The organism is Halovenus anhuiensis (assembly GCF_037080055.1).
Classification (GTDB): Archaea; Halobacteriota; Halobacteria; order Halobacteriales; family Haloarculaceae; genus Halovenus.
Map to the genome: position 1 here is coordinate 219,166 of NZ_JBAOJI010000007.1, position 21,014 is coordinate 240,179.

21 protein-coding genes and 1 tRNA gene are annotated in these 21,014 nt (G+C 51.2%); 12 read left to right on the plus strand and 10 right to left on the minus strand.

Annotation, left to right across the window (positions count from 1 at the left end; genetic code table 11):
* Positions 1–16: 16 nt before the first annotated feature.
* Positions 17–508, minus strand: a complete 492-nt coding sequence (locus V8P86_RS16060; RefSeq protein ID WP_336328298.1) for a DUF5804 family protein — start codon at positions 506–508, stop codon at positions 17–19.
* Between the two features lie 115 nt (positions 509–623).
* Positions 624–1,307, minus strand: coding sequence for an enoyl-CoA hydratase/isomerase family protein (locus V8P86_RS16065; protein WP_336328299.1), 684 nt, complete (start codon positions 1,305–1,307; stop codon positions 624–626).
* A gap of 61 nt (positions 1,308–1,368) precedes the next feature.
* On the opposite strand from V8P86_RS16065, the gene V8P86_RS16070 reads away from it, so the two are divergent.
* From V8P86_RS16070 to V8P86_RS16080, 3 genes are all read left to right on the plus strand, one after another.
* The gene (locus V8P86_RS16070; RefSeq protein WP_336328300.1) at positions 1,369–2,049 is read left to right on the plus strand and encodes a DUF7114 family protein; all 681 of its coding nucleotides are present in this window, start codon (positions 1,369–1,371) and stop codon (positions 2,047–2,049) included.
* Between the two features lie 60 nt (positions 2,050–2,109).
* A tRNA-Thr gene (locus tag V8P86_RS16075) sits at positions 2,110–2,181 on the plus strand.
* Between the two features lie 196 nt (positions 2,182–2,377).
* Positions 2,378–3,502 (plus strand): tyrosine-type recombinase/integrase, encoded by a 1,125-nt coding sequence (locus V8P86_RS16080; RefSeq protein WP_336328301.1) that lies wholly within the window; start codon positions 2,378–2,380, stop codon positions 3,500–3,502.
* A gap of 190 nt (positions 3,503–3,692) precedes the next feature.
* Here V8P86_RS16080 and V8P86_RS16085 read toward each other — a convergent pair whose 3' ends face one another.
* Complete coding sequence (locus V8P86_RS16085) at positions 3,693–4,019, minus strand: hypothetical protein (RefSeq protein ID WP_336328302.1); 327 nt, start codon at positions 4,017–4,019, stop codon at positions 3,693–3,695.
* 110 nt (positions 4,020–4,129) lie between these two features.
* On the opposite strand from V8P86_RS16085, the gene V8P86_RS16090 reads away from it, so the two are divergent.
* The 6 genes from V8P86_RS16090 (at position 4,130) to V8P86_RS16110 (ending at position 6,023) form a co-directional block, all read left to right on the plus strand.
* Positions 4,130–4,447: a hypothetical protein gene (locus V8P86_RS16090; protein WP_336328303.1), complete on the plus strand. Its 318-nt coding sequence runs from the start codon at positions 4,130–4,132 to the stop codon at positions 4,445–4,447.
* Positions 4,444–4,878 (plus strand): JAB domain-containing protein, encoded by a 435-nt coding sequence (locus V8P86_RS16095; protein ID WP_336328304.1) that lies wholly within the window; start codon positions 4,444–4,446, stop codon positions 4,876–4,878. Before V8P86_RS16090 ends, V8P86_RS16095 begins: the two co-directional genes overlap by 4 nt.
* Before the next feature lie 88 nt (positions 4,879–4,966).
* Positions 4,967–5,197 (plus strand): hypothetical protein, encoded by a 231-nt coding sequence (locus V8P86_RS16100; RefSeq protein ID WP_336328305.1) that lies wholly within the window; start codon positions 4,967–4,969, stop codon positions 5,195–5,197.
* A 7-nt stretch (positions 5,198–5,204) separates the two neighbouring features.
* Positions 5,205–5,438 (plus strand): DUF8139 family protein, encoded by a 234-nt coding sequence (locus V8P86_RS19105; RefSeq protein ID WP_503629733.1) that lies wholly within the window; start codon positions 5,205–5,207, stop codon positions 5,436–5,438.
* A gap of 59 nt (positions 5,439–5,497) precedes the next feature.
* Positions 5,498–5,740 carry a ribbon-helix-helix domain-containing protein gene (locus tag V8P86_RS16105; RefSeq protein ID WP_336328306.1) on the plus strand — a complete coding sequence of 81 codons (243 nt, stop codon included), beginning with the start codon at positions 5,498–5,500 and terminating at the stop codon, positions 5,738–5,740.
* On the plus strand, positions 5,730–6,023 hold the full coding sequence (locus tag V8P86_RS16110; protein ID WP_336328307.1) for a type II toxin-antitoxin system RelE family toxin: 294 nt from the start codon (positions 5,730–5,732) through the stop codon (positions 6,021–6,023). The genes V8P86_RS16105 and V8P86_RS16110 overlap by 11 nt, the downstream gene beginning before the upstream one ends.
* Positions 6,024–6,033: 10 nt before the next feature.
* Here V8P86_RS16110 and V8P86_RS16115 read toward each other — a convergent pair whose 3' ends face one another.
* On the minus strand, positions 6,034–6,198 hold the full coding sequence (locus V8P86_RS16115) for a hypothetical protein (RefSeq protein ID WP_336328308.1): 165 nt from the start codon (positions 6,196–6,198) through the stop codon (positions 6,034–6,036).
* Positions 6,199–6,340: 142 nt separating this feature from the next.
* Here V8P86_RS16115 and V8P86_RS16120 point away from each other — a divergent pair, with 142 nt between their 5' ends.
* The 3 genes from V8P86_RS16120 to V8P86_RS16130 all read left to right on the plus strand — a co-directional run bounded on the left by V8P86_RS16120 (position 6,341) and on the right by V8P86_RS16130 (position 14,071).
* Positions 6,341–8,890 (plus strand): tetratricopeptide repeat protein, encoded by a 2,550-nt coding sequence (locus V8P86_RS16120; RefSeq protein ID WP_336328309.1) that lies wholly within the window; start codon positions 6,341–6,343, stop codon positions 8,888–8,890.
* A 55-nt stretch (positions 8,891–8,945) separates the two neighbouring features.
* Positions 8,946–13,418 (plus strand): NACHT domain-containing protein, encoded by a 4,473-nt coding sequence (locus tag V8P86_RS16125; RefSeq protein ID WP_336328310.1) that lies wholly within the window; start codon positions 8,946–8,948, stop codon positions 13,416–13,418.
* Positions 13,419–13,510: 92 nt separating this feature from the next.
* A complete protein-coding gene (locus V8P86_RS16130; RefSeq protein ID WP_336328311.1) occupies positions 13,511–14,071 on the plus strand; it encodes a hypothetical protein in 561 nt (186 codons plus the stop codon).
* Positions 14,072–14,077: 6 nt separating this feature from the next.
* Here V8P86_RS16130 and V8P86_RS16135 read toward each other — a convergent pair whose 3' ends face one another.
* From V8P86_RS16135 to V8P86_RS16160, 6 genes are read right to left on the minus strand one after another with little or no spacing between them, the layout of a single operon-like run.
* The gene (locus tag V8P86_RS16135) at positions 14,078–14,488 is read right to left on the minus strand and encodes a hypothetical protein (RefSeq protein WP_336328312.1); all 411 of its coding nucleotides are present in this window, start codon (positions 14,486–14,488) and stop codon (positions 14,078–14,080) included.
* A complete protein-coding gene (locus tag V8P86_RS16140; RefSeq protein WP_336328313.1) occupies positions 14,481–16,397 on the minus strand; it encodes a type IV secretory system conjugative DNA transfer family protein in 1,917 nt (638 codons plus the stop codon). Before V8P86_RS16140 ends, V8P86_RS16135 begins: the two co-directional genes overlap by 8 nt.
* Complete coding sequence (locus tag V8P86_RS16145) at positions 16,394–17,371, minus strand: DUF8128 domain-containing protein (protein ID WP_336328314.1); 978 nt, start codon at positions 17,369–17,371, stop codon at positions 16,394–16,396. Before V8P86_RS16145 ends, V8P86_RS16140 begins: the two co-directional genes overlap by 4 nt.
* Entirely contained in the window at positions 17,368–19,500 is a 2,133-nt protein-coding gene (locus V8P86_RS16150; protein WP_336328315.1) for a TraC-like domain-containing protein, read from the minus strand. The genes V8P86_RS16145 and V8P86_RS16150 overlap by 4 nt, the downstream gene beginning before the upstream one ends.
* A complete protein-coding gene (locus V8P86_RS16155) occupies positions 19,497–20,585 on the minus strand; it encodes a TrbL/VirB6 family protein (protein WP_336328316.1) in 1,089 nt (362 codons plus the stop codon). Before V8P86_RS16155 ends, V8P86_RS16150 begins: the two co-directional genes overlap by 4 nt.
* A 5-nt stretch (positions 20,586–20,590) precedes the next feature.
* On the minus strand, positions 20,591–20,956 hold the full coding sequence (locus tag V8P86_RS16160) for a pilin (protein WP_336328317.1): 366 nt from the start codon (positions 20,954–20,956) through the stop codon (positions 20,591–20,593).
* Positions 20,957–21,014 lie beyond the last annotated feature (58 nt).

The following is a 21,014-nucleotide window of genomic DNA, read 5'->3' on the forward strand; positions in this document are numbered from 1 at the left end:
GGCCGTCTTCTCGCGCTTAGGCCCCGAACTCCGATTCAGTCACCCGAACGACCAGCGTTCTGTCGACAGCCCGCAGATCGTACTCCGGAATCTCCGCCCCGGTTCGCGTCACGAGCATTGGCTCGACGAGTCGTGGCCCTCCAATTTCGTTCTCGGACGCGTCGTCGGGCTCTGGTTGTTCGATGCCGTAGACGCGGAGAAACCGGCCGCTCTCGGACGGTTCGATCTCGTCGTTTCGGATCGCCGTCGCGAGGTCACGGGAGAGCCACTCCTCGTCGCTGATCGACGGCTCTCTGACGAAGGCGTCGGCGACGAAGCGGATCAGATACCAGTCCAGATCGTTCAACAGAGAGACTGCCGCCCCGAGGCTGACTGTCTCGACGGCAAGCGCGTTCTCGAACGGTTCGGTGATCTCGTAGGCTGCCAGTGCATCTCTGGCCGTCTCCCGGGAGAGCAGTTCGTACTGGAGGTTGGTCTCCTCCTCGCCGACGAGACAAACCTGCGTCATCGTCTCCTCCACTGCGGTCGGTTCCAGCGAGTGTCTCTCATATGTGCGCGGACGTGACTACAGTCCGATTCCGTCGCTGAAAGTGGTTTCGCACGCACAGCTCTTAGACACCGACTCACGACTGCCCGTCGAAGGCGGCGATCAGTTCTGCGAACGCCTCGCGCTCGCGTCGTTCCTGCTCAGCATCCGGATCCGTATCGCGGATTCGTTCTTTGATTCGGCGCATTGCGGTCGGATCGTTCTCCGCGAGCGATTCGGCGACCGTTCGTGGCTCCTCGACAATTCTGCTACAGAGACCACAGTCCCGCGCCTCCGTCGCGTCGAGCACCCGACCGGAGAGTGCGATATCTAGCGCAGCGCCCTCGCCGACGATCCGTGGCAATCTCGCGGTCCCACCCCACGCACCGAACAGTCCGAGGGTGACACCGCTTTCGGCGAAGGTCGCCGCCGGTGTTGCGATTCGCAGATCACAGGCCAGCGCCAGTTCGACGCCGCCGCCGCGGGCCGGGCCGTCGATTCCGGCGACGACGGTTCCATCGTACTGTTCGAGCGCGCGTGCGACATCTTGCCCCTGTTCGGCGAAGCCAGCGGCAGTCTCCTCATCGAGTGAGCCGACGGTGTCGAGATCAGCGCCGGCACAGAACGCGTCTCCGGCCCCGTGGAGGTAGAGTACGGACTCGGTCGCGTCGGCGACTGCTTCGTGGAGTTCGTCGAGACCTTCCCGGGTAAGTGCGTTCTTCCGCTCGGGACGGTCGAGCGTAATCGTCCGTCTCTTCCCGGTCACGTCTGTGGTAATCATGGGCTGTTCTGCGGCGGTGGTTTCCAAAGTTCTTTGCCTTTGCCTCCGCTAGAGCGTAGTAATGGACGAAGCCGGGGCGACGCGTCGGGCCGCGCTCGGTGCCGTGCGGGATGTCGAACCTGCAGGGTTACACGACCGGATTACCGAGTGGCTCGACCAGGGTTCGATGGTACCAGGTGTGTTGACGATACGGTTTGCACGCGCGACAGCGAGCGCCGTCTCTCCTGGAAGCGCAGATGAACTGGCGGATCCAATCGGCGAACGCGCCGCGGGTGTGCAACTGATCTATGACGGACTCCGACTCACCCGCCGACTCTCATCGGAGCAACCGTGGGAAACCGACGACGCCGAGCGTGGAGATCTGGATATTCTCGTTGCCGACGTGCTCGTCGCACGCGGGTTCTACTTGCTCGCCAAGACAGAAGCCTCCGACCGAGCAGTCGAGACTGTTCGCGCTTTCGGCCGTGATCAGACGGTCCAGCGCGAGACTGGTGACGATTCTCTCGCTCGGAATCTCGAAACCGACGCCCTGGAACTGGCCGCCTTCGCGGGAACGACTGTCGGTGATCGGTCTCTCTCGCCCAGCATCCAGTCGTTCGCTGCCGAACTCGCGGCAGACGGGCCTGTGGACGGATTCCCGCCGGCTGATCAGTTCCTCACGGATGTCGACGCTGACCGACTCCGCGGGTTGACCGCCGACCAGAGCGGGAGCGATGGCCTGACGACGTCGGTTGATGACTGATCGCACGGCTAGTTCAAATCGAAACGTTCAAAGATGACTCGCGGCAATCACCGTATGCGTGCCTGGGTAGCTTAGCGGTAAAGCGCGTCCTTGGTAAGGACGAGAGCCCGGGTTCAAATCCCGGCCTAGGCTCTCTTTGGCTGTTACGTCCGGTAGTTACCGGGTTCTTCGTCGGTGAAACAATGTCCACCGCGCAAGAACGAGTACCCGGTGTCAAATACGGCACCCCGACGCCTTACAGCGGTTTCGACAAAAAGACAGGCATACTACATTATACATTTAAAGATTGCCACGCAAACGATCTAGTTTCTAGACAGAGGATCGAACTATGACGTACAGCTCTGAAAACAAGGTTGACGGGATCGTCCTCGTCACAGACGATGCGAAAGAATACCTGAACCCGAGGCAAGAAGTCACGTACCGCGAACACCGCCGCGAACTCACGGAATGGATGCTCGGCCTCGGTAAAAACCCGGAGAAAGCTGAAGGCTACAGCCACAGCACCGCGAAAAACCGGATGAACCGCCTCGATCTCTTCTACCGGTTTGTCTGGGACCGGAAGGGCCGATTCGTCCAGGAACTATCGACGGATGATGCCGACGACTGGATGCGCCACCTCGCACGCCAGGATATGAAGGAATCCACGAAGAACCACTACCAGAAAGCGGCCAAGACGTTGTTCAAGTGGAAACGCGAGGCCCGCAACAAAGACGTCGATTGGGAGCCCGAGATCGAATACAGTGATCCTTCTACGACTTACACTCCTCGGGACTACCTGACCAAGGACGACCGCCGGAAGATGAGGGAAGCCGCTATGAGCTACGGAAGTGTACCCCACTACAACAGTGTAACCCCGAGTGAACGCGACAGATGGAAGACATACCTCTCACAGAGACTTCAGAAACCGAAGGACGAAATCACGATGAAGGACTGGGGGAAAGCGAATTCCTTCAAGTACACGTCGATGATCCACGTCGCCTTGGATGCGGGCCTACGTCCTATCGAGATCAAACGGTCGAATGTTCACTGGGTTGACACCGAAAACGGCGTCCTCCGGATCCCACGCGAAGAATCTTCCAAGAATAGGGAGAACTGGATAGTCGCACTCAAAGAGGAGACGAGTCAGATTCTGAAACGCTGGCTTGACGAACGGGAGACACGGGAAAAGTACGACGGCCGGGATGCGCTCTGGCTCACGATGTACGGCAACCGCTACGACAAAGACAGTTTCCGGGATGTGTTCCGGAAAATCGCCAAAGAAGCCAACCTGGATTTGGAGAACCGAGACCTAACACCGTACAGCATTAGACACAGTACTGCGACCTACGTAGCCGAAGAAGAAGGACTCGCAGTAGCCGCCCAACAATGCCGACACAAGTCGAAACGGACGACGGAGAAGTACGAGCACAGTAGTACGACCCGGCAACAGGACGCAGTCAACAACATAGACTAACCCCCCTCTCTTTTCCTCTCCCTCGTTTGCGTGAACCCGTACACGGCAGTAAGTCGTTCGAGTTTAGAACCTGATTCAAACCTTTCTGTCGAACCAAGGAAGGGTGAGTGTGACCTGATTCACACCTGATTTTGTGTACCTGGTGAAGTGTTCAGGGCTGTTTCCGGTGCTGGTTTTCCGTACCTGTCGGCTATAGTTTCTTGATTGCTTTCTCGATGCTGTCTCTCGCGTTGACCACTTTCTGTATCTGTTCCTGGTTGTCGCCTTCGTATTGTGAGAGGGTTTGTTCGAGTTCGTCGGAGATATCGATTAGTTGCTCGGCTAAAGCAGTGTCCGGGTCGTAGGCGACGATGTAATCCTGTACCTCTTCGGGAGGTTTGCTGTCTTGGTAGCTGAGGTGGTATTTTTCTCTTTCATTTTCGGCGCAGCCTCTACAGACTGGTACGACGTCGCTGTCTGCGTGAGGTTTTATCCAGAGGTCGTGTTGTCGTTCGCAGTTTCCAAATGCACATTTCATTATCTTATGATTTAGTATCAGTTTTTAAATAATTAAGGCAGACCACCTGTCTAAGTGTAAGATACTTATTTAAAAGTTGTAGACAATATGTAAGATAAGGTGATTGTATTTTGGAATCGGAGCACGGGATAACCTGCAAATGCGGTCAAACCTTCAAAACCAGCGAAGAACACACCAAACACATCGCAATACGCAAAGTACTGGATGAAGTGAAGCGTATCGGCGGAGAGAAATTCTACCAAGTCGCCAAGCAGTGGGAGGACGACGCACACAGCGGAGACCTCCGGGAATTCGCCGCCACACACGACCTTGAACTACGGCCAGAGAACGCTACCCGGATAGCGAAGAAAGAAATCATCCATATGATTCACCACCACGACGAATACTGCATCAACGGATACCAGGACAGCGAGGGCGGTACGGAGTGAAGCAGGAACTCGGCAACCTCACAGTCAAAGCCGAGATACAAGACCAAGAACCCGACGCAGTACAGTCACTTCACGACGTCATCAACAGGTACGAATCCCTGAAACACGAGCAAAAGGAGCACCTGTACGCAGTTTTCCTCACCAATGACAACCGGTTCATCGGAGACAAAATAATCGGGATAGGCAGCCGCGACACCGTCGAGATTGACATACAGGACGTGGTCAGAACCGCCGCAGTCACCAACGCCGGCGCAGTCATCCTTGTACACAACCACCCCTCGGGAACAGCAGAGGCCACAGCAAAAGACCTCGAAACTACTCAGGAAGTCCACGAAGTACTGGAGAAAATCAACGTCGAACTCTTAGACCACGTCATCATCTCCAGAGACAGCCACTACAGTATGAGGCAGGCAAACGATGGATTATTCTAAACACGACCTCCCTTTTCCGCTTCTAGATCTGCGGGTAGTGGAATCCTCTAATAAAATTCAACTCCCCAAACGTTTCCAGGGCAGCAGAATGGACACACAGACAGTACTCGAAGAGTACGGGCTTTCCCGAGAAACAGCAGCCAAGTACATAGACGCGATCACCCGGAGCAACCAGACACAGACCGCAGAAGAACTCAACGTCTCGCGCGACACAATCAACCGGTACAAGAACGCTTTCTCAGAGATGAACGCGCAGGAAAGACTGCTCCTCATCTCCACACTAACCCAGGAAAAACTCCTCAACCAAGCCACAGAGTGATCCATCTATCGCGCAGGCATACCAGAAAGGAGACCGAGTCAAACTCATACTCGACAAAGAACTCGGACCCGACAAACACCTCCACGGCAAAACCGGAGAAATCATCGACGTAAGCTTCGATGATGCTGCCTCAGTAACCGGAGACAGCGAAGACAACTTCATCTACACCATCAAACTCGACAACGGCGAAACACCCGAAATCCACTTCCGAAGACACGACCTGAAGAAGATAGAGAAATAGTTATAATCTTAAATATGTTTCTTACCATAGTAATACTATGGTGATATTCCGTGGGTTCAATGACAATCAAACTTCCAGATGACCAGAAACGTGAGATCGAGGCTGTAGCCAAAAGGAAAAACTACAACAGCACTTCTGAGTATGTCCGGGAAGCTCTACGCGACAAAGTAGAAGAGGACCTTGTCCTAAGACCAGAAGTAGCTGAGAAGCTGCGAAAGCGACTCAAAGAGTACGAGGAAAATGAAGGAGAGTTCGTCTCCCACGAAGAGTTGAAGGACGAGCTGGATCTTGATGAGGATTAGCTGGTATCCAGAAGCACGCCAAGACCTGGAAGAGTTTGATAAGCAGATCCAGAGACAGTTAATGGATCAAGTGGGTGGGTTAGAGCAGGCACCGCTCGGAGAAAACACGTCTCTTCTAAACAAGCAAGGCTTGGAGATCTACCGACTCAAAGCAAAAACTGGGGAATTAGATCACAGAGTTTTCTTCGACCTTGACGGAGACAAAGTCGTTATACTCGGAGTAGAGCACAGAGACCAAGCCTACACACAAGAATCCATAGAGAAGATCAAATCCCGGAAATAGATTACTGTTTTTACAGCTTCGAGAGTTCCTCGGCTAGATCCTCAGCCTGGTTCAGTTGCTTCTTGGATTCTCGGACGGTTTCAGCGTCTTTCTCCCCGATCTCTTGTTTGAGTGTCTCAAACTGTAGCTCTCCGTTCAAGTACTTCTTAACCGCTGCTTCTTTTTGTTCTGTCATAGAAGGCTAACCGTATCTGTATTTTACTGGATTAGTGATTTCTGCACTTGGTGAAGTGTTCGGGGCTGTTTCTAGTGCTGTATTTCTAACTTGAAATTGTGCTCCCTCAGGTATAACAAGCTTACAGGCCAATACGCTCAGTATGTCGGAATCAGGATCTGGAGACGGAGGTTTTTCTCCGAACCCATATAACTTCCTCAACCCGGTTTCAGATGAGCAAAGATTCGCGGATCGGCAGGAGGAACTACAGGAAATCGAACGATACCTAGCTCAAGCAGAAGCCGGAAACTACTATCACATCGGCATCACCGGTAACAGAGCAGCAGGCAAATCAAGTCTACTTAATCGTGTGGAAGAACTCGCTGACGAAAACGATCATCTAGCAGTAAAAATCTCTCTTGACTCCCAGATCGTCCAAGACCAGCTCAAGTTCTTCAAAGAAGTCTTAGACAGTATAATGGCTGAAGGCACCAATAAAGGTGTGATCGGTGATTCTCTCCTTGACAGTTTCCGGAACAAAGTGGAAAGCCTAGATCCAGATATCGAGGTCTCACTTGGATACAGTTCTACCTACATTCGAGCAATGCAAAGCCAGGATCCTGAACCAGACATCCCTCAAAGAGTCCTGTCTGACGACTTAGAGGATTTGTACGAAAAAGTGGCAGAGGGCGGGAAGAAATCTATTGTGCTTCTTCTGGACGAAGCCGATCTACTTGCGGAGAATGATGCTATCCTGCAAAAGCTCCGGAACATCTTTTCAGATATTGAAGGATACAATCTGGTTCTTTCAGGGACTGAGGAGTTATTTGAGAGAACTGACGAAGTGTTCTCCCCAATGTCAAGATTGTTTAAGCGGATCTCTCTCGGCCCATTCGAATCTCAAGACAAGACTAAAGAGTGTATTGTGAAGCCGCTTTCCGAGGAGGAAGAGGAGGATCTAGACGAGCAATGTATCGGCGAGATACACAGCATAACAGGAGGGTCACCCTACGAAATCAACCTTGTCGCCCACCATATGTACAAGCATTACAACGAGGGTGCGGACGAAATCACTCTTACACCAGAGATCCTGGACGACGTGGCCGAGGAACTGGATAGAATCCGTGAATCCGGTCACCACGAGATTGCTGATGATGTCAAGCGATTAATCCCGAACCAACTCCAAGTTCTTGTGTCTCTCCTTGAATTCCCCGAAGTTCCAAAAGAGTGGTTAGTCGAATTCTGTCTCCTGGATAGAATAGAAACAATCGAGCCAGATAACTTGTCCTCGTTAAGAAGTAGCAAGGAACTCACTATTGACTCGTTAATCGACCAAGGGATAATCCAAGAAGACGAGGACGAAGATCTGTCCTTTGCTGGGAGTGAGTTCGACAAGACCTATTTGAAATACTACGCAGCTTCTGAAGGAGTTATAGATGAGGTAGGAGACTTCAGCCCTGGTATGCTGGGTGGCGCAAGCCAGAACCTCTATCAAAAACTTGTGGATGATGTTATAATTTCAGACGAGTTTTCAGAATATAGGATACATACGGTCTTCGACGGAGATGCCGATGTCGGAGAGGAGCTCGGAGAAAATATGGGAGAGGGCCGACAGCTCATTTTGGTTTCGGCTCACCTTTCGATCCCCGCAGGAGAGTCAAAGGTTATGGTTGAACTGAGTCCCGATGAGCGCGAGAAATTCTATCAGAATCTATCCAACGCTGTAAGATTCCGGTGTAATATCGGTTGGATGGGTCACGGATTTGTTTCACAGGTAAGATTTGTCGAAGAAGGAGAGGAACAAGCAAAGCGTCTAGAACAGCGGCTAGAGACGCTTAAGAATAAACTAGAGTATCTTGATTATGAGATCATCCTCGATGAAGAAGTACAGTACTTCAGCGAAGCTGTTGATGCAGCAGAAAACGGTGAACACGAAAAGGCGATTCAGCTCTACAACGATGCCTTGGAAATCAATTCTTCATTTGTCAGAGCCTGGGCAAACAAGGGACTGACACATCAAAACTTAGGACAGGTGGATGAGGCGCTTGATTGCTTTGATGAAGCCCTTGAGATACGTCCAAACTGGTCTCAAGTACTGAAACAGAAAGGGGTTCTGCTCATTGAAGAAGATAGGCCAGAGGAAGCACTGAGTCTTCTGGAGCAAGCTACAGACGAGAATTCCGGTGACTGGAACTCTTGGCACAACAAGGGTAGAGCCTTGATGAATCTGGAGAGATTTGAGGACGCTATCGATTCATTTGGTAGGGCGAAGAACCTCAACCCAGAGAGCCCTCTCCCGGTCTATGCTGAAGCTCTCTGCCATCTAAACTTAGGTGATTTTAACCGGGCTATCCCGCACTTTGAAACACTTTTAGAAGATCGGGATAAGGATCATCCTGGTTTTCCTCCGATGTCTGAAGTTAATCATAACTACGCTATTGCCTTGTCTGAGGTAGGAGAGTATGAGGAGGCTTTGGAATACTACAAAAAGGTGGTCGAGGAACAGCCTGGAAATAATCAGGCGTGGTACAATAAGGCGATGACCGAGATGGAGCTAGGGAAGGGAGAAGAAGCGATTGAGTCACTGAAGCAGACAGGTATTACGGATGCACTTGACGCAGATCTACCTGAGCTTTCAGAGTCTGAAATAGAACAGCTTGCCACCCCTGTAGAACTGGAAGAAGAAAATTCCGCACAAGAGGACGAAGAGTGAGGCCTGAGATGAGTAGATCGATAAAAATCTGTTACGAATGGCGGGGAGACATCTAATGACAGAAGAAACGAACACTACATCCGACAATGCTGGGGTTTCTGCCAGTACAAAACGGTTGGCAGGTCTGGCTAGGGGATATACCTTCCAAGATGTTCTCGCGGGAGCTTGTATTCTATCAGTTTTCTTTGAAGACGCGAATGCCGTTGCTATAGAATCAAAGTTAGATAATAACGACAAATTCGATGATATTGTCCTAGAAAAATCTGGTGAGAAAACCTGTCTTCAGGTTAAAAACGGGCCGGAACACAGGCTTATTTCTAGCGACCTCTCAGGATCCAATGACAGAGGATTAGATTTCACCGACTTATCCGAATCTGCGGAAGCTCGTAGGGTGGCAGATGAAGGGTCACGCTTTGTGGTTCTAACTTCATTCGAAGATGAAACTGGATCTGGAATAGAGTTTTCAGATGAAACAGAAAACCTCTCACTGTTCGGAAATCTTGAGTTTGAGGCAAAGGAGCTTACTGAATTTAGAGGAGGAGACGTAGAAGACGAAGGTATAGAATTCGTACTAGGGGTGCCTGGTATAGGGACAACTACGGACGAAGAAGAAATCGATTCACCACGAAATACAGAGCTGTTTGAACGTATTGTAGGGGATGTTGCTCCGCGTTTGGATGTTAGGGAGAATCCTGAGATTGATGATCCGGAGTCACTTACACAAAGAGCGGTTGGATTAGCGAGATGGGCTAGAAATCAACCAACTGATATACGAAGGTTGGAACGTGAAGAGATTATACAGCGTTTAGAATTAATTCCGTCAGAACAATTTCCTCAGAAGTTTGAACTCCCTGATGAATATATTCATCCAAGATGGCTTGAAGATCTTGAGGAGGCGTATGATGACCCAAGCGATCGAGTTTTAGTTGAAGGTGCTCCAGGAAGCGGAAAATCAGTGGGTATAGAACTGTTTCACAGGGCGTGGGAGGACTCGGAAGACTGTCGAACACTTCGATTTTATTTCTATATACCTGAGGATGCCGATTCGCTGGAGATGAAGAGAAGCGATCCTGAATGGTTTAGACATCAACTCGCATATCAAATATATTCTACTTTTCCTGAGGCGTTTGGCGAGGATACTTCGGTTCCGGTGTGGACAGCGACTGAGGATTTACAGGAATATATCGACACCGTCGCCCAGTGGGCAAATCAAGAAGATCAAAGAATTCTATTTATTTTCGATGGCTTAGATCACGCATTGCGGCCGTTTGGAGGTACTAAAGCTACAGAGTCTGCGGAGGGTTCTGCTCTTGAAGAGATTGGGATGCTTGACTTTCCTGATCCATTGGGGTTATTGATGGTGAGCCGTGAAATTTCAGAGTCTCACGACACTCTTCGAGTTGATCAGCAGATTGAGGTACCTTCTTGGAGTCCAGAAGAAATTAGAGAGTATCTTGAGAGAAGAGATGTACCGCTAGATGATGATCTTGTTGGGCAGGTATCAGATGTCTCTGGAGGCCTTCCTGTTATTATTTCACATCTTGTAACGAAAGCTGAAATCCAGGGTGTAGATATAGAGGAGGTAATTAATGAGGCTTCACATGTCGATGGGGAGCTGGAGGAGTATTATGATACGATCTGGGAGCCACTAGAACCATATGAGAGAGATGCGGTCACGTTAGTTGCGCTGAATCCTACTGGATTGCGTGAAGAGACTATAGGTTCTGTGATTGATTTACCGTATACGCTAGAAAGCACACGTCTTGAGGATGCCCCTCTTGCTCATATTCTAGAGTCCTTGGAAGGAGATCGGTTTCGAGTGTTTCACGACAGCTTCAGGAAGTACACAAAAGAGCTGTTAGATCAAGAAGAAATAGTCCGTGAGCATACACGTTTGTTTGACTATTTGTTCGATCAGTGTGTACATTTTCCACAGGATTTAGATAGTCTGGGCTATCATGCAGAAAATGGTCCGGGGCGTAGTGCACTCAAGGATTTAGCAACTCTCGATAATCTTCTACAGTGGTGGCAGAAAGGAATTCAGCTGGATCATCTTTCTAATACTTTAGATCTGGCTTTCGAGGCCTCTCTTCAAGAAGGAGACTATATCACGGCTTTTGACTGTGTAATCCTTGGTGGTGTCGCTCGAAATATGCTTGATATTTACACAGGCGACGACTTGCGTCTCACATACTATGCTGCTCAAGGTAGACGTGATGACGCTCTTCGCTTAGTGGACCAGATTCGCAGTTATAATGGTGGTAGTGAGGAGGCGCTTGAAGCGATGCAGACTGTGGTGCGGAACTGGGAAAATGAATTAGATCGAAACTGGCTCGTTTCTTGGGAAAAAGACCATCAGGAGGCTGAACAGCCAGAGATGAACCCGGAAGCTTATTTTGAAGTTGTGTCTAAGGTTTTGGATCCTGAGGAATTCTGGGATGCAGCAGAACAAGTTAAACGACTAGATACGGGAGAACACCTTCCCCGAGAAGTTCTTGCTGCTGTTGAGAAAAAGCCGGAATTGTTTGATAGTCAACCTGAGCCACCGGAATGGTTTTTTGAGAATGAATCAGTAGCACTAGAATCCTGTGAAGGATTAATTTATAATCTTCCTGAGGCGTGGTGTGAAGAGCTTATAGCTCGCGCACCAGACTACTCGGGGTTGTCTTTTGCGGCACTGCACGTTCTGCTTAGGTGTGGAGACGTGGAGGAGGAGATCAGTGAAGTCGTCGAAACTCGTGAATTGGGTGAGCCTCTCGATACTTCAGGTCAGGGTGGTGCTCGATTTAATGATGTATACTACGTCGGTTCTATAGTCGCAAGTCTTGTTGAATCACCTGAAGACTTACTGTATACTGTTGATGAGATTGCTGTAGAGCAACCGAAAATTCAGAAACTTCTCGCATTGATGGGAGCAGCAGCAACCCGTGAATCTTCGGGAGAAAAGCAGGTTTGGGTGGATGCAACCCTGGAATACTTAGAAGAGCGGATTGAGGATGGGTATCTGTTGAATGGGAGTGCTAGGGCTGTTGATGAGATCCGGTATTGGCAAGCGGTTTCTCAGGTGTCAGATGCATTCGGTGAAGTCGCTGATCAGGGGTCAGAAGATCTTGTGAGACAGGTTCTCGAATTGTCGGAGGAGGTTAGTTCTGGAGATCGGTTCTTTGATACAATTTCCAGGAGTCTGAATCAGGCGTGGGAGGAATTATCTCCAGAAGAAGCTCTTCCTGAGAGTTTGGATCGTCGTTATGAGGAGTTATTGAATAGGCCGCCTATGGAGGAGCCGCCGTCAAGAGAGCTTATGGATTTGGCTGTTAGAGCGGCTAGAGCAGGATATAATAGCCGGGCTGAGAATTATACAGAGAAAGCAATTGAGCGTTGTTTCCGATATGGGTATAGGAAAGACGGGTTCTTGGATGATGTCTGGGAAGGGTTGGAAGATATTGCAGACGGTGAATGGGATCAATATCTCGGTACGGCTATCCAGTTAATCAACTGGGCAAATCTTCTACATGAGATGACAGATGGAAAGGGGACCGAACATTTTGAGGGTATGTTCCTAAAATCCCTCCTCGATTCAGGTGCTATCAATTATCGCGTAGCCGAAAATAGCGCTCAACAACCTACGACGGTACGCAAGCTATGCAGATGGCGGTTAGAGAATCCTGGAGGAATGACTGAAGATGAACTGTATCAACTGATAGACTCGAAAGAGATGAGAGTCCGTAGCGGTCCTACCTCACAGATGGAACTTCCGTTCTTTTCTAAGGCTGCTGAAGTTGCCGATGAATTTGGATGGGAGGAACTAGTTATGAAGGCCCTGCGGGCTTTGAGTTGGGGTGAATATGTCCGAGACGGCATCAGCGATGATCAAAAAGAGAATCTCCGGGAGTTGGCATCGGAATATGGTGTAGATATCCCTGAAGATCTGGATTCGGAAAATGGGTCCAGTGGATATGAAACGGAATCAGAGGGAGTGGAACCAGAGGATGAGCGTATTCACGAGATTCTTTCTCAACATTCAGAAGAAGATCCTCTCAGGATGAGTGATTTTGACGATCTAACATCAGAGGAGCTCTATAGAGCTGGTGATCTGCTTCAGGACAATTCAGTAGATTCTACGAGGTATAATCCGACAGCGGCAGCTCCTATCTCGCGGCTCTTGGCAGAGAGGGGAAACGAGGAACAGGCTATTCTTTTGTTGGAGAATGTGATTGCTGAGCGTGATCTAATTAACTCGTGGCTGGGAGGAGGCAGTAACCGGTTTGAGAGAGTTGCCGATGCTCTCTTAGATATAGATGAGGAGAAAGCCTTGCAGAGTGTGCTGAATGGTTGGAATAAGAGCCGCCTTGATACTCAAGGATATCAGTCCATATTCCCTCAGTTGTTGTGGATTGTGAAGAGAACTGAAGGAGAGATAGCCGCTGAAGAGTTCTTTTCCAACGTAATGAGTTGGACTAGGAGATTAATGTGGCCCCATCAGGATCGGATACAGAAGTGGGGGGTTCTGGCGGACTCTGGAACATAGTATTCTGTCTGTCTTTGGGAAAATTTCTCCTTGAGTTATTCTAAAATATTTTAGTTGTATATGTTTGATTGGGGATTGTTATATTAGAGCAGTTGATTACTGGGGAGGACGCTAAGGAGATCTACAAGGATTTTGAAGAGGTTTCGGTTCCTGCTCTTCGGGGAGTTTTTGATGCGCCTCCTGAAAGAAAAAAGAGATTAGAGCAGAAAGTATCTGAGGCCAAGAAAAAATATCGAAGGAAAAAGAAGGTCAACAAAGTTTGGAATTATCTGAGTGATTTGAGCGCTCTGGGGATAGTTCAAATTGGACAGACTCTATTAGGAATCCCTGTCTACATGCTTCTGTATATTATTATCAAAGCATCATATCTTGGGTCACATACTTCTCTAAAGTTGGTTGATGTAGTGAAAATTTCTGATAAGTCGTCGGGTAAGTGGAATGAGGCCTTTCGACGAAGTTGGAATAATTCGATGAAGCAGCCTCGATTTCTTGCTGGAATAGTTTTAGCTAATCTCTTCAGAGACAGTATGCCGAAATACTACTTCAACGGCGTAGATACGTGGGAAGAAGTTTTGCCCGAGATACTTGAAGAAGGAGAAGTGCCGTGGGCAAAGGTGTTTCTGCTGGCCGGTTCGAAAAACACGTCTGATTGAACGTTGCTAATTAATCTGTCTCTGAACCTGTTTTTGAAATGTTTCGAATTTTTCTTCCAGCTCGCTCACTTGGTTTTCAAGCCTGTGTACTTCCTCCACGAGTTCGCTGTGGCTCAGATTCTTGTATTCGTCTAGATCCTCTCTGTCCGTATCTTCGAGGTATTGTTCTCCTTTCTGGGTTAGTTCGGCTTGTTTTGGGTGTTGGAAGACTCGTTTCTGCCCGTTGATTACTCTCTCCACTGTTCCGTCTGGTTTTGAGACTTCCAGTAGGTCGAGTTCTTCGAGTTTTTCGAAGGCGTAGGTGACGTGGTGGTTTTCGAGGATGGTTTCGGAGGTGATTTTCTGTACGTCGTCGTTGCCACTGTCGACCTGTTGGAGTATGATTTGTTCTTTTTCGCGTAGTTCTGGTTCAGTCATCAGCCTGTAGGACGCATTGGGTTTCGAGTGCGGAGCAGAACCCCTGGTCGTCGCGGTAGAGGCAGAAGTTTTCGAGGTCGCCGCGGTCGTTGTGCTCTAGTTCAGGGCATTCGTCCTCGACTTCTTCGTGCTCTTCCAAGGTGTCTCCGCTGAGTTCCAGGATGCGGTACTCGGCCTGCCTCAGTCCCTCGACGTCGGTGATGGGTTCGTTTTCGTCGTCCGTGTAGTAGCTGTAGCTGCCGGTGTCGTCTTTGTGTTCGTTTCCGCGGCGGTTGACCGGGTCGGAGACGATGTTTTCCAGTTTCGCTGCTTTCCCTTCTTCGACGACGTAGAACACTTCCCGATCTTCCTGGACGCCCCTACGCAGGTTTTTGAGGACTTTTCCGGGTTTTGTCAGGGTGGAGTGTTCTGCTTCGAGGTGTGCGACTTCGTTGTCGGGGAGGTGGACGTGGCCGTCGGGTTTCTCTTCTTCCTGGCCTTGGTACAGCAGGTTGACGTGGAATCCCCGGTTTTCTAGATCTTGTTTGGCTGCTGCGAGGAGTTCCTGGTGTGTTTCCCCGCCGGCGTTGGCCTGGTTACCGAGTGACTGGGTCAGCTGGACTTGGGTTTTGGTACTGGTGCGGGCAGCGGCTTTCCTCTCTTTGATTTTGTCGACGTCGCTGTAGTCGGCTTCCCAGGGCGGGTACGTGTTGAACAGGACGGCGTTTCTCTGGTTCTTCTCTGAGGGTTTCTGGACTACGGCGCGGTACTTGCCGAGGCTGGTTAACGTGTGTTTGTCGATGCCTTGGAGCATTCCTGCGATCTGGGAGGTATTTTCGCTGCCGCTGGGGTTGAAACAGATTTTGGTTCGGCAGTTGTTGGAGACGGCCCGCCGCATTTCTGATGCGAGTTGTTGGAGGTACTGTGTCGCGAGCCAGCAACCTAAGCGGTATTCGCGGGCTTCGCTGAGGATTTTGGTGAAGTTGCTGCCTTCGCCGGCGAAGTTTTGGAGTTCGTCGACGTACAGGTAGAAGGGCTGTCTTTCCTCGAAGGGTTGTGTGATCCGGCTTTGTGCTGCTGCCCAGATATTTGTGATGACAATGCTTCCGACGAGTTCTGAGACGGTGCCGCCGACCTCTCCCTTCTGGATGTCGACGAGGACGATTTTACCCTGGTTGACGGCTTTTCTGAAGTCTAACCCGGATTCTTCTGCGCCGATGACTCTGCGGATGGTCGGGTTCATCACGAAGTCGTTCAACCGGCGCTGCAAGGGCTCCATCTCGTAACTGCTCATGTCTTCTTTGACTCGGACGAGCTGTTCTCGGATGACGGAGTCCTGTGTCTGGTCGATGAGCTCGGTCAGTGGTTGGTCTTGGATTACGCAGCGGAAGACGTCGACCAAAGTCTTCGAAGAGTTTTGTTTGATGTTGAGGTCGAGGTGTGCCCGCAGGAGTGTTTCGAGGACTCGTCCGAACTGGTCTCCCCAGTTCTCGCTTTGGCGTTTGAACAGGTCGATGAGGTCGGAGACGATGATCTCTTTCTGATTCTCCCTCTGTGCCTGGTTCATTTCTTCCGTAACCTGGGGTTCGAGGACGTTGATCGGAGTCACAGGTTCCTGTGCCGGGTTGATGTAGACTACGTCTTCGAGCCTGTCTTCAGGTAGTTTGGCGATGAATTCGTCTATCAGGTCTCCTTTCGGGTTGATGATACAGAGGCCGTGATCTTTCTCTGCGTCCTGTAAGGCGACGTGGAGCAGGAGCTGGCTTTTGCCGTAGCCGGTCGGCCCGATGTTCAGGACGTGAGTCGGTCTGTAGTCATCATTGACGCCGACGTTTTCCTCGACTCCTAACTGACTTTCTCGGTAGCCGAGGTAGGTGGTGGTCAGGTTTTCTGTGCTTTCGATCAGGGTGCGGGTTTCTTCCGGGTTCATTGTTCAGCTTGGGCGATGTTTTCTTGTTCGATGCTGGGCAGCGACAGCAAGGCGGCGAGTTCGGGAACCGAGGTCTGGAAACTGTGGCTCCACGACCCGAATCTTCGGTGGGCAACTGTTTCTGCGAAGTCGAGGACCCGCTGTTTTCGTAGGGATTTGACTGTGATTGTGTCGAGGTACTGGCCGGTGTCCGGGTTTTCGAAGGTGTTGTAGCCGCCGCTAAGCTCCTTTACCCGGCTCTGCGTGTATTCATCTGCTCCGATAACCAGGAACCGGATACTGGTGTGGAACCGGTTGGTCCCGGCCTTGTCTTCGATGGCGTCGGCCTGCCGTTTTTCCCGTGGAGTCGGGTTACGGCTGCCCCACAGCTTCTCTTTCTCTTTCCGGAGGTAGCCGATGCGTTGGTATGCTCTCTTCCTCCAGTACCACCGACGCAGGGGTTTCCCGATTACGGGTTGGAACAGGACTTGTACTACGAACTTGGTGTCTCTCATCGCGTGCCTATGCAATGCGGAGACGGCGGAGTTTACCGGAGGCTGTTTGAAGTCGTGTTTCAGTGGGTACCAGTCGCGTCTTCCGGTGGTGAGGAGTCCTCCGCCGACGGTGTCTTCTGACGTGACTGGTATTCCTTGGCTGCCTTCTTCGAACCGGATTCCTGGTATTTCGTTGGTGAGGTGTGTCCGTAGTTTCCGCTCTAGTCGGACTGTGGGTGTGGAGAACTGGAACTTGATTTTGTCTGGGTGGGTTCGCCGGATTTCGAAGGCGGCGACTGGTGACGTGTTTAGGAGTCCGAAGTACTTGGACTGTAGCTCGGTGACGGCTTTCACCAGGTTTTCCGGGACTGCTGGAATGTCTCCGTTTCTCGGTGTCTTGACTTCGATGGTGTGGGACTGTACCGCGGGTTTCCGCAGGTATTCTGCTTCCTCTTCGGACGGCGTGGTCGTGTAGTACAGGAAGGGGTCAAGGTGGCTCACTGGTTTTCACCCTGGTTGACGATCCGGTGTTCGATGTCGGTGGATTCGATCTTTACCCGGGTGTCGAGTTTTCCGGAGATTTTCAGCAGTGCTTCACTGTACTCGCTTTCTGTCCCGGTTTTCAGTTCGTAGAGTTCCTGGCGTTCCCGTTGTGAGAGGTTGAAGTAGTCGACGACGTCCTCCGGCACCCGGTCGTGCCGCATAAACACCTTTCCAGGTACGTTATCCAGAATTTCCCGGCCTTCCCGGCAATAGGTGAAGTGGGAGGCGTTCTGCGTAACCAGGGTGACTGCGGTGTTGGTGTCCCGTCCTTCCAGTACGAACTGGTTCAGGATCTGCCGCCCGGTTTCGTCGTTCATCAGGATGCGGGCTTCGTCCATCAGTACCAGTGTCTTCGCTGAGTCCTGGCTGACGTAGCTGTATATCTCTCGAACCAACTCGACAAGTTCCTGGACGTTCTCTTCCTGTCCCCGGTCTTCTACTTGGAAGCAGATGTGGCCGTCCGGGAAGCTGTAGTCACTGCTTCCGTCCAGGTTCTGTATGCTGCCGCCGAGTTCTTTGATTACCTGCCTGTACTCCTGTTTCGGGTCGACAGCGATTATCTGAAGATTATCGTAGACCACGGCAGAACGCAGCAGTTCAATTTTCGCTGCGTAGCTTTTGCCGGAGCCGACCATTCCCATTCGAACCATTGAGTGAGAGGACCACTGGAATCGGTCAGCGAGGATGGGAGCTTGGTCGCTGGCATCGACGCCGTAGATGACGCCGTGGTCCTGTCGAGTGCTTTGGGTTCCGAACGGGAAGCCTGCTGCTGCACTGGTTGACGGCGCTAACTGGGTTTCGTTCAGTGCGTCTCCGTACGCTGGGTGGTCGGTTTTGAAGGCCTGATCGGTTCTGAGAACCGGTTTTGTGTACTGGATTTGCAGGGTGTCCAATCGGTTCTGTATCTGCCGGTAAGTTTGGATACAATCCTGTTTGTCGTTGGCTTTGGCGGTGATGTAGACGCCGTAGTCGACTGCTGTGCTTCGGCGTTCAGCTAGGAGGTCAAGTATCCATTCTGTGTCTTCGAGCAGTGTTTCGAGTTTGTTGGTGCCTCTGTAGCCGTGGCTAAGGATTGAGTCGATCTCGGCGTTCAGCTTTTCTGATAGGCGTTGGAGCTTGTTCGAGGCTTCTGCACTACTCCTCGGTTTGATGACCTGTGTTATGTCGACGAGTCCTTCGGTACGCAGCAGTTGCAGAGGCCAGCCGAGTTCAACGGTGGACGGGTACTCGGACAGGTATAGGGATTTCCTGTAACCTTTCGTGTTGAATTTCTTTCCAAAGCTGGTCCAGTTGGGCTCTATATTTTCGCTGGCTGTTCCCGGGTAGAAGTTGTTGAGAGTTTTCAGCTCGTTGTCAGTGACTCGTTCTGCCTGGAGTTCTGCTGAGTTGATTGCGTCGATAACTTCGTTGCACCGGCTGTTCAATTCCTCTGTCAGTGGTTTCTCATCGATTTCCTTGTCGGTGAGTCGTAGGAAGTTGGGTAGCAGGCTGTCGGCGTCTCTCTCTGCGAAGATCTTGATGTAGTGCGTGGTGTAGGACAGGTCTTGCTCGGAGAACTCCCTGCACCTTAGCATATACTGGTGCCGGATATCGTGCCGGATCTCTCCGGGCTTATCCAGTTTCTGGATGTAGTCGTGTAGATCCAGGTGGTTCTGACGAGAGATAATGTGGACAGGGTAGTTGACTGTGTCCAGCAGCCTTCGGTACAGGCTGTGTAGAGCTTTTCTCTCATCTTCGGTCTTCATATCGAGGTTGGTCGGAGTGACTTTGACCAACGCCGCAGCTCTGTCGTCACTCATCCTGATGATCTTGGTAAAGGAGGTCGGGTCAGACTCCATCTCGATCTTTTTCTGGTGGGTTCGATACCGTACCAGGTTGTAGATCAACGTGTCCAGGTGCTGGCCGTATGGTGTGAACCAGTACCATACAGCTCCCAGGAACGCGGCGAAGACGAACCCCAGGATGGATGGAGTCAGGATGTAGACGAGTGCGCTTGGTGTCAGCAGCCGAAGCAAGTCCTTCACGGTGAACTGACCGAAGAACTTGGTGGAGACCCCCAGCTTACCTGGGAAACGGATACCAGTCAATCGTCATCACCCCAATTGAACGCCTTACCTCCAGAGGAGACCCGGCGCTTCCTCCGGTGATCTCGCAATCTCTGTTTCTGATCTTCGTCCAGTATTTCACCGAACTCTCCTTCCTGTTCCGTGCTGGAGCTGATCCGCTGTTTCACGTTGCTGGAGGCGGCGTATGTCAATCCGACTGCGGCCTGTGATGCGTCCCAAACCTGTTTCGGCACGAGCAGTAGGAGTACGAGGGATGCGACTCCGAGCAGCCAGTTCGAGACTCCTTGGAGTACTGTGGATCCTGCTCCGCTTGTTAATGCGAAGGAGAATTTCAGTACGAGCATATCCAAGGGTGCGATCAGTAGTGCGGCGAACCAGCCGGCGATGAACGTGTCACTGTATCTCTTCACGCGTGGCAGGCTCCATCCGAGCGCGAGTAACGGGGAGATTGCGGCGACGAACAGGATGTAGACGTCGCGGATGATGAACAGTACTGCAACCGCCAGCAACAGCAGTGACTGGAAGATGTAAGCCAGTACCAGGCCGGTTGTGATACCCCAGTTCTGCTGTATAGTTGTATCCAGGAAGTCAGGTTGGAACGCGATTGTCAGTGCGCGTGTGAAGTCTACTCCGAGCTGTAGTAGCGGGAGGGAGACTGCGGAGAACACGAGTGCGATCACGACCCGTGGCAGGATTTTTCGGACTTGTCCGTAGGAGATCCCGAGGATTGGACCGATCATATGGAGTATGCCGGCGACGATGAACGCTAGCGAAGACAGTAGGAAGGTGACGAGGAGTACGTCGCTGTGGACGTCTTCGACCGCCGGGTTCGGATGTACGTCAGGTGTCGCTGTCAACAGTCGTGCGATTAGTGAGAGTAGTGCGCCGACCAGGTTGATGAACGGTTCAAACAGGATGCTGTGGAGGATATCCCCCAGGTTTTCTTCCCAGTTATCAGTGAAGTCCGTGATCGCCTCTGTCAGCTCGGCAAGGATGCCGGTCTGCTGTTCTTCCTCTGTTTCGTGGTCCGCTGCCACCGGTGTAACGAAGGCGGTGCTGATGACCAGCAGCGTCAACGCCGTAAGGGCCAGTTTCTCACCTTTCATTGTCCTTAGGCGCAGATGCTACCTCCGAGCTGGGAGACCAGGTATGAGGTAATCATATTCGCACTCAGCAACAGGACTGCCCCGATGAACCCGTTCTTGGCAATGTTCTTCCCGAGGCGGTTGTAGTCCTGTCCGGGGATGATCAGGCAGGTTCCGGCGACGACGAATGTCAATGTTGCCAGGCCGACTCCGGCCAGGAACGCTAACTCGGTAATCGAGTTCAAGAATGTGAATAACGGCTCCAGTCCTGAAGGCGGGTCGCAGGGGAGGTCGTCCGCAGCGGTCTGTGCTGCGGCTGGTTGGATGAATACGATGCTGGTCAGGCTGTAGACCCAGAGTTTTAGGGTCTTCCGCGGGAGTTCTGCGAACATTACAGGCTGGACCGAGGTTGGAGACGCTGTTAATGACGACAAGAAAATTTCCTAGTAA

What these genes read in the sequence shown, in the direction of transcription:
- V8P86_RS16105 (WP_336328306.1), top strand. Translation starts at nt 5,498, where the DNA reads ATGACAATCAAACTTCCAGATGACCAGAAACGTGAGATCGAGGCTGTA.
- V8P86_RS16070 (WP_336328300.1), top strand. Translation starts at nt 1,369, where the DNA reads ATGGACGAAGCCGGGGCGACGCGTCGGGCCGCGCTCGGTGCCGTGCGG.
- V8P86_RS16120 (WP_336328309.1), top strand. Translation starts at nt 6,341, where the DNA reads ATGTCGGAATCAGGATCTGGAGACGGAGGTTTTTCTCCGAACCCATAT.
- V8P86_RS16085 (WP_336328302.1), bottom strand. Translation starts at nt 4,019, where the DNA reads ATGAAATGTGCATTTGGAAACTGCGAACGACAACACGACCTCTGGATA.
- V8P86_RS16060 (WP_336328298.1), bottom strand. Translation starts at nt 508, where the DNA reads ATGACGCAGGTTTGTCTCGTCGGCGAGGAGGAGACCAACCTCCAGTAC.
- V8P86_RS16155 (WP_336328316.1), bottom strand. Translation starts at nt 20,585, where the DNA reads ATGAAAGGTGAGAAACTGGCCCTTACGGCGTTGACGCTGCTGGTCATC.
- V8P86_RS16140 (WP_336328313.1), bottom strand. Translation starts at nt 16,397, where the DNA reads ATGAACCCGGAAGAAACCCGCACCCTGATCGAAAGCACAGAAAACCTG.
- V8P86_RS16135 (WP_336328312.1), bottom strand. Translation starts at nt 14,488, where the DNA reads ATGACTGAACCAGAACTACGCGAAAAAGAACAAATCATACTCCAACAG.
- V8P86_RS16080 (WP_336328301.1), top strand. Translation starts at nt 2,378, where the DNA reads ATGACGTACAGCTCTGAAAACAAGGTTGACGGGATCGTCCTCGTCACA.
- V8P86_RS16100 (WP_336328305.1), top strand. Translation starts at nt 4,967, where the DNA reads ATGGACACACAGACAGTACTCGAAGAGTACGGGCTTTCCCGAGAAACA.
- V8P86_RS16115 (WP_336328308.1), bottom strand. Translation starts at nt 6,198, where the DNA reads ATGACAGAACAAAAAGAAGCAGCGGTTAAGAAGTACTTGAACGGAGAG.
- V8P86_RS16065 (WP_336328299.1), bottom strand. Translation starts at nt 1,307, where the DNA reads ATGATTACCACAGACGTGACCGGGAAGAGACGGACGATTACGCTCGAC.
- V8P86_RS16125 (WP_336328310.1), top strand. Translation starts at nt 8,946, where the DNA reads ATGACAGAAGAAACGAACACTACATCCGACAATGCTGGGGTTTCTGCC.
- V8P86_RS16110 (WP_336328307.1), top strand. Translation starts at nt 5,730, where the DNA reads ATGAGGATTAGCTGGTATCCAGAAGCACGCCAAGACCTGGAAGAGTTT.
- V8P86_RS16160 (WP_336328317.1), bottom strand. Translation starts at nt 20,956, where the DNA reads ATGTTCGCAGAACTCCCGCGGAAGACCCTAAAACTCTGGGTCTACAGC.